The organism is Actinosynnema sp. NPDC023794, from assembly GCF_040639675.1.
Taxonomy (GTDB): Bacteria; Actinomycetota; Actinomycetes; order Mycobacteriales; family Pseudonocardiaceae; genus Actinosynnema; species Actinosynnema luteola.
Genome location: NZ_JBFAFR010000003.1, coordinates 138,512 through 156,185, shown reverse-complemented (window position 1 = coordinate 156,185; position 17,674 = coordinate 138,512). Strand labels below are relative to the sequence as shown.

The 17,674-nt window shown below is 73.6% G+C and carries 12 protein-coding genes; 6 read left to right on the top strand and 6 right to left on the bottom strand.

Annotated features, from left to right (window positions below; genetic code table 11):
* Positions 1-157 precede the first annotated feature (157 nt).
* The gene (locus tag AB0H12_RS09240; RefSeq protein WP_499622008.1) at positions 158-1,015 is read right to left on the bottom strand and encodes a PhzF family phenazine biosynthesis protein; all 858 of its coding nucleotides are present in this window, start codon (positions 1,013-1,015) and stop codon (positions 158-160) included.
* A 76-nt stretch (positions 1,016-1,091) separates the two neighbouring features.
* Between AB0H12_RS09240 and AB0H12_RS09235 the strand changes: the two genes are divergently transcribed.
* Complete coding sequence (locus tag AB0H12_RS09235; protein WP_499622005.1) at positions 1,092-1,907, top strand: LysR family transcriptional regulator; 816 nt, start codon at positions 1,092-1,094, stop codon at positions 1,905-1,907.
* 17 nt (positions 1,908-1,924) lie between these two features.
* Here the strand turns inward: AB0H12_RS09235 and AB0H12_RS09230 are convergent, their stop codons facing one another.
* From AB0H12_RS09230 to AB0H12_RS09220, 3 genes are all read right to left on the bottom strand, one after another.
* Positions 1,925-3,328, bottom strand: a complete 1,404-nt coding sequence (locus tag AB0H12_RS09230) for a P-loop NTPase family protein (RefSeq protein ID WP_499622004.1) — start codon at positions 3,326-3,328, stop codon at positions 1,925-1,927.
* Positions 3,325-5,136, bottom strand: coding sequence for a dynamin family protein (locus AB0H12_RS09225; protein ID WP_499622003.1), 1,812 nt, complete (start codon positions 5,134-5,136; stop codon positions 3,325-3,327). Before AB0H12_RS09225 ends, AB0H12_RS09230 begins: the two co-directional genes overlap by 4 nt.
* A 119-nt stretch (positions 5,137-5,255) precedes the next feature.
* Positions 5,256-6,194, bottom strand: a complete 939-nt coding sequence (locus AB0H12_RS09220; RefSeq protein ID WP_499622001.1) for an IniB N-terminal domain-containing protein — start codon at positions 6,192-6,194, stop codon at positions 5,256-5,258.
* A gap of 225 nt (positions 6,195-6,419) precedes the next feature.
* On the opposite strand from AB0H12_RS09220, the gene AB0H12_RS09215 reads away from it, so the two are divergent.
* From AB0H12_RS09215 to AB0H12_RS09200, 4 genes are all read left to right on the top strand, one after another.
* Entirely contained in the window at positions 6,420-7,733 is a 1,314-nt protein-coding gene (locus AB0H12_RS09215) for an Hsp70 family protein (RefSeq protein ID WP_499621999.1), read from the top strand.
* 8 nt (positions 7,734-7,741) lie between these two features.
* A complete protein-coding gene (locus tag AB0H12_RS09210) occupies positions 7,742-10,123 on the top strand; it encodes a helix-turn-helix transcriptional regulator (protein WP_499621996.1) in 2,382 nt (793 codons plus the stop codon).
* Positions 10,124-10,196: 73 nt separating this feature from the next.
* A complete protein-coding gene (locus AB0H12_RS09205) occupies positions 10,197-10,772 on the top strand; it encodes a TetR/AcrR family transcriptional regulator (protein ID WP_499621995.1) in 576 nt (191 codons plus the stop codon).
* A gap of 75 nt (positions 10,773-10,847) precedes the next feature.
* Positions 10,848-12,296, top strand: a complete 1,449-nt coding sequence (locus tag AB0H12_RS09200) for a carboxylesterase/lipase family protein (protein WP_499621993.1) — start codon at positions 10,848-10,850, stop codon at positions 12,294-12,296.
* Positions 12,297-12,360: 64 nt separating this feature from the next.
* Here AB0H12_RS09200 and AB0H12_RS09195 read toward each other — a convergent pair whose 3' ends face one another.
* Positions 12,361-12,834 (bottom strand): DUF2165 domain-containing protein, encoded by a 474-nt coding sequence (locus tag AB0H12_RS09195; RefSeq protein WP_499621991.1) that lies wholly within the window; start codon positions 12,832-12,834, stop codon positions 12,361-12,363.
* A gap of 193 nt (positions 12,835-13,027) precedes the next feature.
* Positions 13,028-17,086, bottom strand: coding sequence for an nSTAND1 domain-containing NTPase (locus tag AB0H12_RS09190; protein WP_499621989.1), 4,059 nt, complete (start codon positions 17,084-17,086; stop codon positions 13,028-13,030).
* Positions 17,087-17,401: 315 nt separating this feature from the next.
* Here AB0H12_RS09190 and AB0H12_RS09185 point away from each other — a divergent pair, with 315 nt between their 5' ends.
* A complete protein-coding gene (locus tag AB0H12_RS09185) occupies positions 17,402-17,566 on the top strand; it encodes a hypothetical protein (RefSeq protein ID WP_499621987.1) in 165 nt (54 codons plus the stop codon).
* The last annotated feature ends 108 nt before the right edge of the window (positions 17,567-17,674 follow it).

Here is a 17,674-nt window from a genome sequence, read left to right as displayed (position 1 = left end):
CCACGGGCGCAGGTGACGGGCCAGGGGTGCGAGGCGGACGTCCCCACCCCGTTCGGGGCCGCCGGTCGCGACTGCGGAGTGAGCGACCGGCGGCCCCGTCGCGTGGTCGGGGGCGACACCCCGGACCGGAAACTCCCGGGGCCAGGGGTGACCGGGGTCAGGAGGTGACCGGGATCCGCACCGCCGCCCCGGTCACGGTGACCCGCGGGTCCTCGGGCGAGACCGCGATCTCCAACAGGCTGGGCCGACCCAGGTCCACGCCCTGGTGGATGGTGATCGACCGCGGCCGGTCGACCCGCCCGATGGCCCGCAGGTAGCCGCCGAACGCCGCCGCGGCCGACCCGGTCGCCGGGTCCTCCACCACACCGCCCACCGGGAACGGGTCGCGCGCGTCGAAGACGTCCTCGCTCCGCTGGTGCACCAACTGCGCGGTCACCGCGTCGTTGGCCCGCAACAGGTCGCCCAACGCGTCGAAGTCGTACTCCAACGCCGCCAACCGCTCCCGCGTGCGCACCGCCAGCACGAGGTGCCGCGACCCGCCGAGCGCCCAGTGCGCCGGGTACCGCGGGTCGAGGTCGTCGGCCGACCACCCCAGAGCGCGCAACGCCTCCGCCACGTCCTCCGCCGAAGCCTGCGTCGACGACGTCGGCACGCTGGTCAGGCTCGCCCTCCCCGGCGTCGCGGCGATCTCGACCAGGCCGGCCGGCGTGTGGAACCGCAGCGTCCCCGTCCGCTCCAGCGCGACCGCCGACGCCACGGTCGCGTGACCGCAGAACGGCACCTCCACCAACGGGCTGAAGTACCGCACGTCGAACTCCGCCCCGTCACCGCGCGGGAACAGGAACGCGGTCTCGGAGTAGCCGACCTCGGCGGCGATCTCCAACATCGACGCCTCGGCCAAGCCGGTAGCGTCGAGGACGACACCGGCCGGGTTGCCGCCGGCGGGGTCGGTGGTGAAAGCGCTGTAGCGGAGCACGTCCGGTTCCCGCACTGCCGTCTCATGCACGTCGTTCATGCGGACAGCGTCTCCCACCACCCACCATCGAGTCCAACGATTCCCTGCGATGGACCCGATCGGTATTGTCGATGCGGTGGACACCCGCCTCCTGCGCACCCTCCTGGTGCTCGCGCGCACGGGCAGCTTCACCGCCACCGCGGCGGAGCTGCACCTCGTGCAATCCACGGTGACGAGTCAGGTCAAAGCCCTGGAACGGCACCTCGGCGCCCGCCTGTTCGACCGGCTGCCCAGCGGCGCCCGGCTGACCGAGGCCGGCCGGCAGGCCGTCGAGCACGCCCGCGAGGTGCTCACCGCCGAGCAACGCCTGCGCGACGCCGTGCGCGGCAGCACGGCGGTGGAGGGCGACGTCCGGATAGCCGCACCCGAATCGGTCTGCGCCTACCGGCTGCCGCAACGCGTCGCGGACGTCGCGATGCGCTGGCCGGGCATCTCCGTGCACCTCTCGCCCGCCGGCACCCGCCAGGCCCTGGCCGGCGTCCGCAACGGCACCCTCGACCTGGCCCTGGTGCTGGAGGACTCGCTGGTCGCGCCGGGCCTGAAGGTCACCGCCATCGGCGTGGAGCAGATCGAGCTGGTGTCCGCGCCCGGCGTGGTGCTGGACGAGCGGTACTTCCTGCTGGAAGAGGGCTGCTCCTACAGCGACCGGTTCGTGCGCGACCTGCCCGCCACGCCGAGCATCACCCGGTTCGGCAGCATCGAGGCCGTGCGGTCGTGCGCGGTGGCCGGCCTGGGCTGGACCGTCCTGCCGCGCGTCGCCGTCGCCGAGCAGCTGGACGCGGGCACGCTCCAGCGCGTCCGCGAACTGCCCGACAGCACCTTGTTCCTGGTCACGGACCCGCGCCGCACGCCCTCCGCGGCCGTTCGCGCCGTCGCGGCGGCGCTCGGCTGAGGAACGCGCCGAGGCCTTCACGCGACCGGCTGCGCCAGCATCCCCTCGCAACTGCGCACGACCACCGCCGCCGCCCGCCGCTGCCCGTGGTCCAGCGCGGGGTCCACCGCGTGCACGCGCCACCGCCCCAACGCGTCCAGCACGGCGCGCCGCAACTCGCCCTCCGTCGGCTCGTGCTCCATCCCCAGCCGCACCACCGGGTTCGTGCCCAACCCGCCGACCAACCGCGACGCCTCGGCCTCCAGGTCGCCGGGCAGCCGCGTGCGCCCGCCCTGCAACGCGGCCAGCAACCTCAGCTCCCGGAAGTCGTGCGCCGAAGCCAGGATCCGCTCCACCGACGCCGCCAACCCGATCGACCCGGGCCGCGGTTCGGCGCGCAGCACCACGTCCAACCCCAGCAACGCCGCCCGCGCCTTGAGCACCTCCCGGCGCTCGGTGAAGTAGACGCCGATCGAGTCGCGCAGCTCGCCGAGCCCGCTGCGCTGCACCAACTGCCCGGTCAGCTTCACCTGCGTGTCGAAGCCCTGCCGGATCAACGTCGTCGTCAGCCGCACGCCGAAGATGCCGAACCGGTCCACCAGGCCGCGGCGCACCGCCGGGTCCAGCCGCACCGGGAAGTCCTCGCCGACGAACCGGTCCGCGGACAGCAGGTGGCCGTCCAACTCCGTGCGCGCCAACGCCGCCAGCGCCGCGAGCGCGGCGAACTCCTCCGGCCGCAGGGTGCGCGCGGCCACCGCGAGCAGCCCGGCCACCGCGACCACGTTCTGGCACAACGGGGTCACCGTCGCCTCGCGCCGGTACCGGCGGGCGATCTGCTTGGCCGACGACAGCGCGTCGATCCGGCCGCCGCCGATCTCGTCGGCCCGCGACAGCACCAGCACCGTGTTCACCGGCGCGACCCGCGCCACCGGGTGGTCGTGCGCGGTCTGGAGGAACCGCACGTCCGTGGTGTGCAGGTGCCTGGTCAGGTACAGCACCGCGTCGGCCTCGCCGTAGACGTGCTCGACCGGCGCGCCCGCCGGCGTGTCGATCAGGGTCAGGTCGCGCAACGACCGCGACGGCCACTCCACGGTCACGCGCTCGGCGTCCGGCGCGTCGACGAACGCCTTGCCGTCGCGGCGCAGCACCGGCGCCTCGTACTGGCCGACGTGCGCCCTGGGCCGCGGCCCGTCCTGGTACCACGTGGTGGCGCCGGTCGGCACGAACTCCTCGCCGATCAACGCGCTGACCACGGTCGACTTGCCCGAGCGCGGCGCGCCCGCCACGGCGACGCGCACCGGCTCGCCGAACCGCGCCTGGTGCCCGCGCAGCCACGCGACCGCGCGCGGGCTGTCCCGGTAGACCACCAGGGCGTCCTCGAGCAACGCCCAGACCTCGTCCTCCAGCGTCACGCCGGCCGCGGACTCGCCCGCAGGCGTCATGCGCTGATCCCCAGCGGCGGCGCCTGACCTCCCGCGAGGGCCTGGACCCGTTGGTAGAGCTGCACGAGGTCGTCCAGCTCCCGCTTGGCGTCCCGGTTGCGGCGCTCCCGCTCGGTGTTGTCGTCCTGCACCGCGCGGCGGGCGCTGCGGGCCGATTCGAGCAGCGTCTCCTGCAACTCCTCGGCCAGCGTGGCGAAGTGGTTGCGCAGGCTGCGCTGGATGTGCCGGGCCGCGTCGCGGCAGTCCTTGCTGAACTTGATGAAGAAGTCGTCCACGTGCCGCGCCGCGGCGGCCTTGGCGGCGGCCTGCCTGCGCCGCAGCCGCTGGTCGCTCTCGTCGATGATCGACTTGCCGCCGAACAGCGCGCCCGCGCCCAGCGAGATCGCGTTGATCAGCGGCATCCCGGCGAGGCTCGTCGCCAGGCCGAACATCAGCACGCCGCCGTAGGAGCCCTTCAGACCGGTGAACGCCTTCTGCATCACGCTGAACTTCTCGATCACCGGCTTGTCCATGGGCGCGACCCGGTCCAGCACGTCGTCCGGGAAGATCGACTCGGGCAGCAGGTCGTCGCGGACGACCGGGAAGCTCTTGGCGACCTTCTCGGCCACCCACTCCGAGCGGTCGAGCAGCCAGGCGAAGTTCGTGGTGGCGGCCTCGGTGAGGTTGTCCTCCAGCCAGGCCTCGAACTCGTCCCAGCCCAGCGCCGGGTCGGCGGTCTCGAACGTCTTGTCCACCTCGCGCATGATCTTGCGGGTGCGGTCGCGCAGGTCGTACTCGATGTCGGAGACCAGGTCTGCCATCTCGTCGGCCAGCACGGTCTGCCAGCGCGCGGACCGGCGGCGCAGCTCGTCGATGCGGCGCTGGGCCTCGTTGAGCGCGGCGATCGTCTTCTCCGGGCCCTGCGCGACGGCGGCGGTCAGCTCCTCGCGCACCGGCGCGACCAGCTGCTTGATCGCCGACGCGGCGGTGACCGCGACCGTGCGGCGGGCCAGGTGGTCGGCGGCGGCCACGATGTCCTGCCGCACGCAGGTGAGCAGCTCGGGGAAGCCGGACTCGGCGTTGAGCGCCTTGTCGCCGGTCTTGGCCGCGCGCAGGCGCAGCGCGGCGGACACCGGGACCAGCTTCGCGGCCACGCCGGCGCGGGCCAGGTGCGCCCGGTTGCGCTCGACCACCCGCCGCCACTGCGCCGCGATGTCGATCTTCGTGAGGACCACGATCACGTTGGGGCACGACGTCATGACCTGCTTGAGCAGCTCCAGCTCCGACCCGGTCAGCTCGGCCGTCGCGTCGGAGACCATGAGCACGGCGTCGGCCTGGAGCAGCGCGGCGAACGTGCTCGCCGTGTGCGCGGGCCGCAGGTCGCCGACCCCCGGCGTGTCGATCAGCACCAGGCCCGAGTCCAGCAGGGCGCGGGGGATGCCGACCTCGGCGCGCACGACGTCGCCGCCGTGGCGCCGGGTGGCGCTCACCTGGTTGGCGAGCTCGTCGAGGGGCACGGGTATGCGTTCGGTGGGTGTGTTCGCGATGGACGCGCCGCGCACGAGTGCCGCCGACGGGGTCTCCGCGTGCTGCACGAAAGTGGGGACGGTGGTGGTGACGTCGTCACCCACCGCGCACACCGGGGCGTTCACCATCGCGTTCACGAGCTGGCTCTTGCCCTGCTTCGGCTCGCCGATCACGAGCACGCGGAGCTTGGGGTCCAGCTGGCGGGCGCGCTTGTCGCGCAACCGTTCGGCCAGGTCGGGCCGGTTGTGCGCAGCGCAAGCCCGGATCGTGTCGTCGAGCACGTCGAGCCAAGGCGCGGACATCACCCGGCAGAGTGTGCCGGTAAAACCCGTCCGGGTGAAAGTCCGGGCACGTTCCGCGCACAAGGCGAGGGCCGGTCCCGTCGGGTGGACGGGACCGGCCCTCCGGTGGTGGATCAGTCTCAGAAGAGCAGGTTGTCCACGTCGAGCGAGTCGACGACCGGCAGGTCGAGGCTGTCGACCGTGCCGGTGACGTTGCTCACGACGCCGCCGACGCCGGCGGTGTCCGCCACGCCCGCGACCGCACCGGTGACGTCGGACAGGGGAGCGGCGCCATGGGTGTCGAACTCGGCCGAGCCGTGCGCGGAGCCGGACACGCCGAGCGTGTCGCCGAGGCCGGCCACGTTGCCGAGCCCCGCCACGTTGCCGAGGTCGCCGACGGGCAGCGAGCTGGTGAGGCCACCGGTCACGTTGCCGACCACGCCGTGCAGCGTGTCGAGCGTGCCGAACGCGGTGCTGGTCAGGCCGTCCGCGCCCGGCAGCGAGCCGGTGACCCCACCCGCGGTGGCGACGGCACCGTCCAGCGTGCCGGTCGCCGTGGCGGTCAGGTCCGAGACCTGACCGGTGGCGGTGTGCAGCGTGCCGTCCAGGGTGTCGGTCACGTCACCCACCGCGGAGAAGTCGCCCTCGACCGTCAGCTCCGCCGAGGCGGCGCCGTCGAGCAGGTCCCAGCTCGACACGCCGCCGAACACCGACAGGCCGTCGGCGTCCGCGCTGAGCGTGCCCGCCACGGCGGCCTTGACGTCGCCGGCGCCGGTGGCACCCGACACCGCGAGCTGGTCCGTGACGGCCTTGAGCTGGAAGATCGCGCCGGCCTGGCCTGCGTCGACCAGGTCGAGCGGCAGGTCCTCGAGCAGCGAGCCGTCGAGGGCGGGCAGGCCCCCGGTCGGCACGTAGTCGAGCACCAGCGGGATGACTTCCTGCACGTCCAGGGCGCTGATGTCGCTCAGGCCGGCCCTCGCCAGGGTGCCCTCGGCGTCGGCCTGGAAGTCGGCCAGCGCGGTCGGGTCGCTGAGCAGGTCGAGAACGAAGTCGTGCAGCGTGTTGGGGCTGGAGCCCATGATGGATGTCTCCTGGTCGAGTTGGACGCGGGTAGCCGGCCCGGCAGGGGTGGGGGTCCGGCCTGGTGATCAAGGTATGGGCGGGGGGATCACCAGCCATCGGGGATTACTCCCAGTAGATACCGCAACCACGATGGGGTGGTTCTCGTTCACTCCCTAGGGGATTAGGGGATCGCCTTGTGACCATCTCGTAACCCGTGTAGGTACTGCCGGTAGTTCGTTCAGGTGAGTGAGGGAGGCTCCGAGTTGCCGTACGTCCTCGGGGTCGACGTGGGCACCACGCGCACCGCCGCCGCCGTGTGCAGGCTGGGCGGGACCGGGCGGGCCGAGCCCGAGGTGGTCGGCCTCGGCGGTCCGGGCGGCGGGGTGGCGTCGACGCTGCAGCTCACCCCCGACGGCGCGTTCGCGGTCGGCGAGCCGGGCGACCCGAGGTGGACCGCGACCGGCTTCGCCCGCCGGGTCGGCGACGCGGTGCCGATCGTGCTGGGGCCCGACCCGCTGTCGCCCGATCTCCGGGACGCGGACGCCGAGCGGTGCCCGGCGGAGGAGCTGACCGCGCTCATGGTCATGTGGGTGGCCGACCAGGTCGCCGCGCGGGAAGGCGAACGGCCCGCGCACGTCGTGCTCGCGCACCCACCCGGCTGGGGCGCGCACGCCAAGGGCCTGATGCACCGGGCGCTGCGGTCGGTCGGCGTGGCGGCGTCGCTGGTGCCCGAGCCCGTCGCGGCGGCCGAGAACCACGCGTACAGCCGGTCGTTCGCCGGGTCGCTGGGCGTGTTCAGCCTCGGCAGCCACGGGTTCGGCGCGTCCGTCGTCGGCCGGGGGTTCGAGCTGCTCAAGACCGTCGACGGGGTCGACCAGGCCGCCGGCGTCGACTTCGACGACGCGGTGTTCTCGCATGTGCGGACCTCGCTCGGGCGGGAGCTGGCCGAACTGGACGCCGACGACCCCCGCACGCGCGGCCTGTTCGGCAGGCTGCGCCGCGACTGCGAGGCGGCCAAGCGGATGCTGTCGGGCACGGTGGAGACGTCGATCCCGGTGCACCTGCCGTCCGGGCCGGTGGACGTGCCGATCACCCGCGCGCAGTTCGAGGACCTGATCCGGCCGGACGTGGAGCAGGCCGTCGCGGTGTTCGACCGCGTCGTGTCCGGCGGCGTGGAGATGACCGTGCTCGTCGGCGGCAGCGCCCGCATCCCGCTGGTCGCGGCATCGGTGCCCGGCCGGGTGGTGCTGGAGGCCGCGCCCGAGACGTCGGTGGTGAAGGGCGCGGCGCTGGCCGCGCGCAGGCTCGTGGTCGGGCCCGACGCCGAACCCGAGCCGATCGAGACCTCGGTCATGGTGCGCGACGACGACCCGTCGCTGAGGTTCCCCGTGGGCGGCTTGGACGCGCCGGACGCGGAGTTCACCGCGCCGCCGCCCCGCCCGCCCGTCGACATCACACCGCTCGACCTGCCGGAACGGCGCACCGTGAAGCGCGTCGTGCGCGGGCTCGTGCCGACCGGTGGGCGCCGTGCCCGTGACAGCGAGGATGGCCGTTGAGCCCGAGCATGACCGCGCGCCCCGTGTTGTCCCAGCAGGTCACGCAGGTCCTGGCCGCCATCGCGGACGGCGCCGTGCTGCGGCTCGGGGTCGTCGCGCCCGGCGGGTACGGCAAGACCACGGTGCTGCGGGAGATCACGCGGGCGTTCGGGGACGCCGGCGTGCCGGCCTCGGTCGTGGACGACGCGCACCTGCTGCCGGACGCCGAGCTGCTGGCGCTGCGCTCCCTCGTCGAACGGGGGGACGAGAACGTCGTGGTGGCCTACCGCCCGTGGCCGCGGTCGGGTGCGCTGGCGGCGTTGGCCGAGTCGTTGGGGCGGGCGCGGCCGTCGTTGACGCTGGAGCCGTTCACGCGGGAGCAGGTGCGCGCGGTGCTGCCGGCGTCCGCCCGCGGCCTGGTGGACTTCGTGCACCAGCAGACCGGCGGTGTGCCGCGGTTCGTGCGGCGACTGGCCGGGTTGGCCGCGGCGGAGGTGACGCCCGAGGTGGTGGCGTCGTTCCGGGCCGACCTGGACTGGCTGGACGCCGACGTGCGGAAGTACCTGCTGGCCGCCGAGGCGGGCGCGGCGCTGCGGCTGGACCTGCTCGGCGGGCTGCTCGGGGTCGACGCCGACGCGGTCGGCGACGTGATCGAGGCGGGACGGGCCACCGGCCTGGTCGCGGCCGACGGGACGTTGCTGCCCGTCGCCCGGCTGGCGGTGGCGTCGCTGAGCCGGACCGACCGGCGGATCGCCGTGCGGCAGCGGCTGGCCGAGCTGCAGCTGGCGTCCGGCGGGCCGGTGCTCGACCTGGTGCGGCCGTTGATCGGCGTCGGCGGGGCGGGCAACCAGGCCGGTGTCGTCGGGCCGGGGATGGCGCAGGCGTTCCGGGCGGCGGCCGACGAGGCGTTGGCCACCGACCCGGCGTTGGCGGCACGGCTGCTGGCCGCCATCGGCACGGCGGGTGCCGACGTCGCCGTGCGGCGGGCGGTGGCCTCGGCCATGGCGGGCGACCTCGACTCGGCGATGCGGCTCGCGGACCGGGTGATCTCCGGCGGCGACGTCGCGCACCGGGGCGCGGCGGCGGAGGTGGCCGCGATCGCGTTGGCGCACCGGGGCCAGCTGGCCCGCAGCACGGAGCTGCACCGGTGGTCGCCGAGCTCGACGTCCTCGGCGTTCGCGGTCATCGGCCAGGTCGGCACGGGACGGTTGCCGACCGCGGCGCTGCCCGTCGCGCCGCCGACCATGCTCGACGGCGGCGCTTCCCTGATGGCGCAAGGCGTCGTGGAGTCGGTGACGTCGTCCGCGACCACGGCACTGTCCACTTTGGTGCGTGCGGCGGGGTTGCTCGAACCGGCCGGGCGAGCCGTGCTGCTGCCGGACACGCCCGCCGCGCTGGCCGCGCTGGTGGCGTTGCACAGCGGTGAGCCGGGCGTCGCGGAATCGGTGCTGGACCGGGCGATGGCGACGTCGTCGGGCGGCGCGCTGATGGTCGTGCGGCACCGGTTGCTGCGGGCGTGGATCGCGATGCAGCGCGGCAACCTCGCGCAGGCCAGGGAAGCGCTGGTGGCGCTGCGGAAGGTCGGTCGCCCGCTGGAACCGCGGGACTGGCTGTTCGCGGTGGCGCTGGAGATCGGCGTCGCGCGGCGCAACAGCGACCTGGCGACGTTGAAGCGGACGTGGGAGCAGGCGCACGAGGCGGTGCTGAGGCACCCCGTCGACCTGTTCACGTTCCTGCCGCTCGGCGAGTTCGCCACCGCCGCCGCACGGCTGCGCGACCAGCACCGGCTCGCGCCGCACCTCGCCGCCGCGCGGGACCTGTTGCGGGACTTGGGTGAGCCGGGCCTCTGGGCCGTGCCGCTGCACTGGAGCGCGCTGCACGCGGCGATCATCGCCGAGGAGACGTCCGTCGCCGAGGAGCACGCGGCGTCGCTGGCCGCGTGCCGGGACCGCAGCCGGTACGCCGGGATCGTGTCGACGGCGGCGGAGAGCTGGCTCGACGTGGTGGCCGGCAAGGTGGACGCCGACCAGGTCGAGGAGTCCGCGCGCGGCCTGCAGGCCGTCGGCCAGTGGTGGGACGCGGCCAGGCTCGCCGGCCAGGCCGCGATCAGGACGTCGGACCGCCAGGCGATGGTGCGGCTCCTGGACTGCGCGCGACTGCTCCAAGGACGCACCGCCGCGACCACGCGCAAGCAGCCCGAACCGGCGGTCGAGGCCGACGCGGGCAAGCTCAGCGACCGCGAGCGCGAGGTGGCCGAACTGGTCGTCGGCGGGCTGACCTACAAGCAGGTCGGCGACCGCCTGTTCATCTCGGCGAAGACGGTCGAGCACCACGTGGCCCGCATCCGGCAGCGGCTGGGCTGCACCAGCCGGGCGGAGCTGCTGGACCAGCTCCGCCAGATCGTCGGCTAAGTCGCACACCACTTGACCTGCGGTTCATCATCGACCACCCCTAGATCTTGCTCATCCGTGCTGACTGTTGCTCATGCGAGCAAAGTCCGTGACCGAGCAGGCACGACGGGCGCAGATCGTCGCCGCGGCGATCGAGGCGCTGGCCGAGCTCGGCTACGGGGCGACCTCGTTCAAGCAGATCGCCGCCCGCGCGGGCCTGAGCAGCACGGGCCTGATCTCGTACCACTTCAAGGGCAAGCAGGAGCTGGTGGACGAGGTCTACGCGCAGGTCAGGCGGGTGTTCGCCGCGTTCGTGCTGGAGCGGATGGACCACAGCCCCACCGCGGCGGGCGAACTGCGGGCGTTCCTGAGCGCCAACCTGCGGTTCATGCGCGCCCACCGGGCGCACATGGTCGCGTTGGCGCAGGTCCGCCCGCACGTGTCCGAGGTCGAGACCGCCGACGACGACCACCGCGGCATGGCCGACCTGCTCCGGGAGGGGCAGCGGCGCGGCGAGTTCCGCGACTTCGACGCGGACACCATGGCGATCCTCGTCCTGGCCCTGCGCAACGGGGTGCTGGCCAGGGCGGCCGATCACCCGGAGGTCGACCTCGACCTCTGCGAACGCGAGCTCGTCACCGCGGTGGAGCTCGCCACCACGAGGGGGTGACCCATGCGTCGGGGGACGCGAGCACTGATCACGGCGACAACCGCCCTGGTCGTGACGGCATGTGGGGGGAACGACGTGCGACAACGAGACATCGCGACGGTGGAGAACGGCGAGGTGCGCGGTGTCGCGCACGCCGACCACACCGTCTTCCAGGGCATCCCGTACGCCGCGCCGCCGAAGGGCGAGCTGCGCCGGCGGTCGCCGCGCCCGGCGGCGGACTGGGACGGGATCCGGGACGCCACCGAGCCGGGCAACCCGTGCCCGCAGGTCGGCTCGTCCTACTCGGACACCAGGGCGACCGACGAGGACTGCCTGTTCCTCAACGTCACCACCCCGTCCACCACGGGCCGCAGGCCGGTCATGGTCTGGGTGCACGGCGACGGCGCGATCGGCGCGGGCCACCACTTCGACGCCACCGCGTTGGCCACCAAGGGCGACGTGGTGGTCGTGACGTTCAACTACCGCCTCGGCGTGTTCGGCGGCTTCGGCCTGCCGGGCCTGGCCGGCTCCGGCGCGTTCGGCCTGCAGGACCAGCGCGCCGCGCTGGAGTGGGTGCGTCGCAACGCCGAGGGCTTCGGCGGCGACCCGGGCAACGTCACGCTGTTCGGCGTCTCCTACGGCGCGTCGGCCACCGCGGCGCACCTGATCTCGCCGAAGTCACGCGGCCTGTTCCACAAGGCGATCATGCACAGCGGGTTCGCGCTGGTCGACCTGCCGGCGGAGGCGTGGTACCCGGACCTGGGCGCGCTGCCGTGGCTCGCTTGGCGGGACACGGCCGAGGTCGAGGGCATCGGGCAGGGTGTCGCCGCCGAGCTCGGCTGCGCGGACGTCGACTGCCTGCGCGGCCTGCCCGCCGACGAGCTGCTGGACCACCCGCAGGTGATGAACATCTTCCAGCCCTTCGGACACGGCAACGAGGACCTGCCGGCGCTGCCCGTCGAGGCGTTCGCCACCGGCGAGATCGCGAAGGTGCCCGTGCTGGCCGGCAGCACCCGGCACGAGCACCGCGGCATCGTGGAGATCTTCCGCGGTCCGGTCGCGGTCGAGGACTACCCGCGGCTGCTCGCGGCGGCGTTCGGCGACCGCGCGGCCGAGGTGGGGCGGGAGTACCCGCTGAGCGCGTTCGAGAGCCCGAGCCGGGCGTGGGCGGCGGTGCTGACCGACCGGGTGTGGGCGCGGCCGACGTTCCGGCAGCACGAGCTGCTGTCCGCGCACACGCCCACGTTCGCGTTCGAGTTCGCCGACCCGGCGGCCTCCGCGAACGGCGCGAGCCACAGCACCGACACCGGCTACCTGTTCCCGGACGGCGAGTTGGCCGGCCGGCAGCGCGACCTGTCGGACGCGATGATCCGGTACTGGACCGACTTCGCCCGCACCGGCGACCCGAACGGCGACGGCGCGAACGGCCTGCCGCACTGGCCCGCGTTCGCCGAGGGGCGGCACGTGCAGTCGCTCGTGCCGGGCGCGATCACCGGCGTGGACTACCGGGCCGAGCACCGGTTGGACTTCTGGGAGGGCGAATAGGGAGGCCGGACCGGAGGCCGCCACGAGGGGAGGCGGCCTCCGGTCCGGTGCGGACAGGGGACGGTCAGTCGCGCTTGCCCGAGTGCAGCAGGACGAGGCCGAGCGCGGCGATCACGAAGTTCTGGAACGCGGCCGACAACCCGTTCCAGTCCTTGGACTGCCACATCACGAACCACTCGCCGCCGATCGCGATGAAACCGCCGCCGAACAGCAGCGCCTGCATCACCCAGCCCGTGGACGACAACCGGCGCGCCACCTCCTCGCGACGGCGCAGCCACGCCACCAGGCCGGCCAGCAGCACCAGCGCGGTGACCGCCTCCCAGATGATGATCAGCACGTACGCCACCGTCACGACGGTCGGATCGGTGATCGCGCGCCACGACGTCGTGGGCGAGCCGAACGTGGTGTCCATCGCGAACACGTGCTGGACGAACGCGTGGTTGGTCTCGTAGTCGGTGATGTTCCCGAACACCACGAGACCCATGTAGAGCGCGGTGATCCCGGTCAGCGCGGTGATCGCCGCCTTCAGGCTCCCCACCCTGGCAAGTAAACGCATGATCTGCAGAACGTAGTCAGGATCCACCGGAAGTCCACGAGCGGATTTCACCTCTGCCGGCCCGGACCCGTCCCGGGACACCTCGAACCGCAGGTCGGCGTGGGTGGTCGCCCGAGAGGGACGCTCACGTCCCGGATGCGGTCTGGACCACTCGGAGGTTCGGGGTGGGCGCCGCTCAGGGGCAGGGCGGCTCGTAGTCCAGCTGCGGCAGGTGCTCCTCCCACCGCTCCTCCGGCAGGACACCCTTGGTCTTGAGGCAGAGCCGCCCGATCACGTGCGGCAGGTCGAGGTCCCACACCCGGACCGTGCTGTCGGAGCTGGTGGACGCGAGCCGTCGGCCGTCCGGGCTGAACACGACTTCCCGCAACCCGCCGTCGTGCCCGGTCAGCACTTGGCCCAGGGGTGCGGGCCGCTGGAGGTCGTGCACGTCCCACAGCCGGATCGTGCGGTCCTCGGCGCCGCTGGCCAGCGTCCGGCCGTCCGGGCTGAACGCCACCGTCACGGCCGCCTCGACGTGACTGGTCAGCGGCTCGCCGATCGGCTTGACCCGGTTCGGCACGGTCAGGTCCCACAGCCGGATCGTCCCGTCGTCGCTCGCGGTGGCCAGGGTGCGGCCGTCCGGGCTGATGGCGCCCGCGCGGACCGCCAGGCTGTGCCCGCTCAGCGGGTGCCCGATCGGCTGGGCGGTGGCCGGGTCGGTCACGTCCCACAGCCGCACGGTCTTGTCCGCGCTCGCCGTGATCAGCGTCTTGCCGTCCGGCGTGAATTCGGTGTAGTGCACGTACTTGCCGTGGCCGACGAGCGCGCCTCCCAGCGGCTTCGGCTCCTCCGGGTCGCGGAGGTCCCACAGCTGCACGGAGTTGTCGTCGGAACCGGTGACCAGGACCTTCCCGTCGGGCCGGAACGCCACCGGCGAGCTGTAGCGGGTGCCCACCTCGATCGGCTCGCCGAGCGGTCTGGGGTCGTGCGGGTCGGTGAGGTCCCACAGCCGCACGGTCTTGTCGCTCACGCTGGCCAGCGTCCGGCCGTCCTCGCTCAACGCCAGCGACCACACGCCCGCGCCGTGCGAGAGCACGGTGGTCGACGTCGGCTTGCGCGGGTCGCTGGTGTCCCACACCCGGATCGTCCCGTCCTCGCTGGCCGACACCAGGTGGTGGTCGTCGGGGGTGAAGCGGGGCCCGATGGTGCGCGCCGAGTGCCCGATGAGCACGCTGTGCGGCAGCGACCACAGCCGCACCACCGAGTCGTGGCTGCCGGTGGCCAGGGTGCGGCCGTCCGGGCTGAACGACACCGCGTACACGATGCCGTTGCGGCCGGTCAGCGGCCGGCCGAGGGGGGTGGGGTGCGCCGGGTCGGTGATGTTCCACAGCCGCGTGGTGCCGTCCGCGCCGGACGCCGCGAGCACCCGGCCGTCCGGGCTGAACGCCACCGACCACACGCCCTCGACGTGGTCGATCAACGGCCGTCCGACCGGCCGCGGCGCCGCCGGGTCCGCCACGTCGAACAGCTGCACGCTGTGGTCGTCGCTACCACCCGCCAGCAGGCGGCTGTCCGGCCTGAACGCCAGCGAGTGCACGGTGTTGTCGAACCCGGTGATCGGCTCGCCGATCCGCCGGGGGTTGGCGGGGTCGCGCACGTCGAACAGCAGCACGGTCCGGTCGTCGCCGCCGGTGGCCAGCAGCGCGCCGTCCGGGCTGATCGCGACCGCGCGCACCTGCCCGACGTGCCCGCGCAGCGGTTCGCCCAGCCGCCGCGGCTCGGCCGGGTCGCTCACGTCCCACAGCCGCGCCGTGCGGTCGCCGTTGGCGGTGACCAGCGTCCGGGAGTCGGGCGTGAACGCCAGCAGGTAGACGGTGCCGTTGTCGCCGCGCAACGGCTCGCCGAGCGAGCGCGGGCGTTCCGGGTCGCTGACGTCCCACAGCCGCACGGTGGCGTCGTCGCCCGCGGTGGCCAGGGTCCTGCCGTCCGGGCTGAACACCGCCGAGGTCACCCAGCTGCGGTGCCCGGGCAGCGGTGAGCCGAGCGGCTTGGGGTCGTCCGGGTCGCGCAGGTCCCACAGCCGCACGGTCTGGTCGAAGCTCGCGGTGGCCAGGAACTTCCCGTCGGGCGAGTAGGAGGTGAGGTACACCGGGCCGGTGTGCCCGACCAGCGGCACCGCCAGCGGCGTCGACTGCGCGGACAGCAGCCGGGTCTGCACCTCCCGGTCGTCGGGCCGCATCCGGTGCGCCACCAGGGCCAGCTGCGCCGACAGCGACGGGTCGGACTCCTGCAACCGGTCCGCCTCGGCCACGACCTGCCGGAACACCGCGTCGTCGCGCTGCCGCACGGCCAGCACGGCGGCGGTCGCGGCGATGAGCGCGAGCACGGCCACGCAGGCCACGGCCGCCCGTCTGCCCCACGCGGCGCGCCTGCGGTACTGCATCGACACGGCGAGGAAGTCCTGGGCGGTCCCGGTCAGCCCCTCGGGACCCGCCGCGTCCGCCCAGTGCCGCGCGGTCTCCAGCCGCGCGCCCCGGTAGAGCAGCGACGAGTCGCGGTCCTGGCCCGCCCACGTCGCCGCGTCCTCCTCCAGCCGCTGCCGCAGCAGCTGGCCCTCCCGGTCCTGGTCGATCCAGCTGCGCAGCCGCGGCCACGCCTGCAACAGGGCCTCGTGCGTGATCTCCACGGAGCCCGCGTCGAGCGTGACCAGCCGGGCCCGGGCCAGCACCTCCAGCGCCTCCTCGCCCGCGGCCCGGTTCGCGGCCTGCCCGACCAGGTCGTGCCGGGTCGAGCGGCGGCGGGTGTCCTGGGTGTCCTCGCCGACGCGCACCAGCCGCAGCAACAACGGCCGCGCGGCCTGCTGCGCGTCCGGCGCGAGGTCGGCCCACGCCCGTTCCGCGGTGGCCGCGACCGCGCCCTGGATGCCGCCCGCCGAGCGGTAGCCCGCGATGGTCAGCTTGCCCGCGGCCCGGCGCTGCCACGTGGCCAGCAGGGCGTGCGACAGCAGCGGCAGCGCGCCCGCGTCGTACGCGCCCTGACCCGCCCGCGCCTGCGCGCGCCCGCTGCGCACGCCCAGGTCGCGCAGCATCAGCTCGATCAGCCCCGGCTCCAGCTGCAGGCCCGCGGCCTTCGCGGGCCGCGACACCGCCTCCCGCAGCTCCGCCGACGTCATCGGGCCCAGCACCATCTGCCGGTCCTGCAACGCGTCGGCCAGCTCGGGGAACGCCAGGCAGCGGCCGTAGAAGTCGGCCCGCACGCCGACCAGCACCAGCGCGGGCGGCGTGCCGCCGGGCGCCGCGGGCGTGCACGCCACGTGCAGCGCCTGGACGAACACCTGCAACCGGTTCTCGTCCGAGGACAGCGTGAACGCCTCCTCGAACTGGTCGACCACGACCACCACCCGGTCGCCGCCGTGCCGCGCCGCGTACGCCGCGAACGCCGCCCGGATCTGCGCGGCGAACCGCAGCACGCCCATCAGCGTCTGACCGAGGAACGTGTCCGGACCGTGCCCGGAGGCCACCAGGTCCTGGTCCATCCCGTCCAGGGTGAGCGCCATGTCCAGGATCTCGGTCAATTCCGGGACCTGCCGGATCAATTCCTTCACCGGGTCCGCGCCGGGCGTTATGACGACCGACGGCCAATTCGTCGAGCCCGCGTGCCCCAACGCGCCCTTGCGAATGGAGGGAATGACCCCCGCGCGCACCAACGATGATTTGCCGGCGCCCGAGGCGCCGACCAGCATCACGATTCCGCCGGTGTCCGCGGCATTGCCCAGGCGGGACACCAGCGCGGCCGTGCTGCGTTCCCTTCCGAAGAACCAACCGGAATCCTCGGGCTGGAACGCGGCCAATCCCCGATAAGGGCACACACCGATCTCGTCGGAACTCGGCGGGTCCTCGGCGTCGGGCGACGAGACCGGGCTGGCCAGCGCCTCCTCCCACAGCGCGCGCCACGCGTCCAGGTCGTACAACCCGGCCACCGGCGGCTGCGGCCGCGACTTCCTGGCCTCACCGATCAAAATTTCAAGTACTACCGAGAGTGCCGAGAACCGGGCGGGGACGTTGCGCCCCCGACGCCAGTCGCTGACCCGTTGCGCGGTCGCCCGGATCGGTCTGCCGCGCTCGTCGGCACGCCGCGCGCGGCCGACCGACTCGGTCACCTTCTTCAGAGGTGGATCGCCCGCCTCCGCGTAGAGCAGTGCGAACCGCTCCGCGAACACGGCACGGGGACCTGACCCCTGACCGGAACCAGCCATCCGCGGCGTGCCTCCTAGAGGTCCGGTGTTCCGGACCGGAAAACCGGGTGTGAGCGCGTGAACAGGTCGTTTGTCGACCGGTGGTGCTCTTCTCGGTCCACCCTAACGACTTGCGCTGACAAGCTGAGCGGGACGTTCCGGTGACGTCGACGAGTTGTGCGAAGGGACCGGTCAAAGTGGTTTCGCAGGCAACTACCGCGAGTGGCGGCTCGATCGTCGCTGAGGGGTCCTGGGGGTCTTCTCAGCGGTGTGCGCCGAACCGGCCCGCTCGGTGGAACGGCGCGGCGACGTGCCGGGCCGACCGGAGTTGACCCGATGCGGACCACCCGCCAGCCGGTCACGGCCCGTGAGGACCGGGGTGTCCCCGGTGAAGCACGGGTCTGCCCGATCCTGAGGACGGTGCTCGACGCGCACGGCCGCGACCGGGCCGAGGTGAGGCTGGACCTGCTGGCCCGGCTCGCCGCCCCGGCGCACAGCTAGTCGGTGTCCGGCCGAAGGACGTCGCCGCCCTCCGGGAGCGCCGCACAGCGCGGTGTGGCGCGACCGGCCCGGCGGCGTTTTCCGCCATGTCGCATTTCCGCCGGCCAC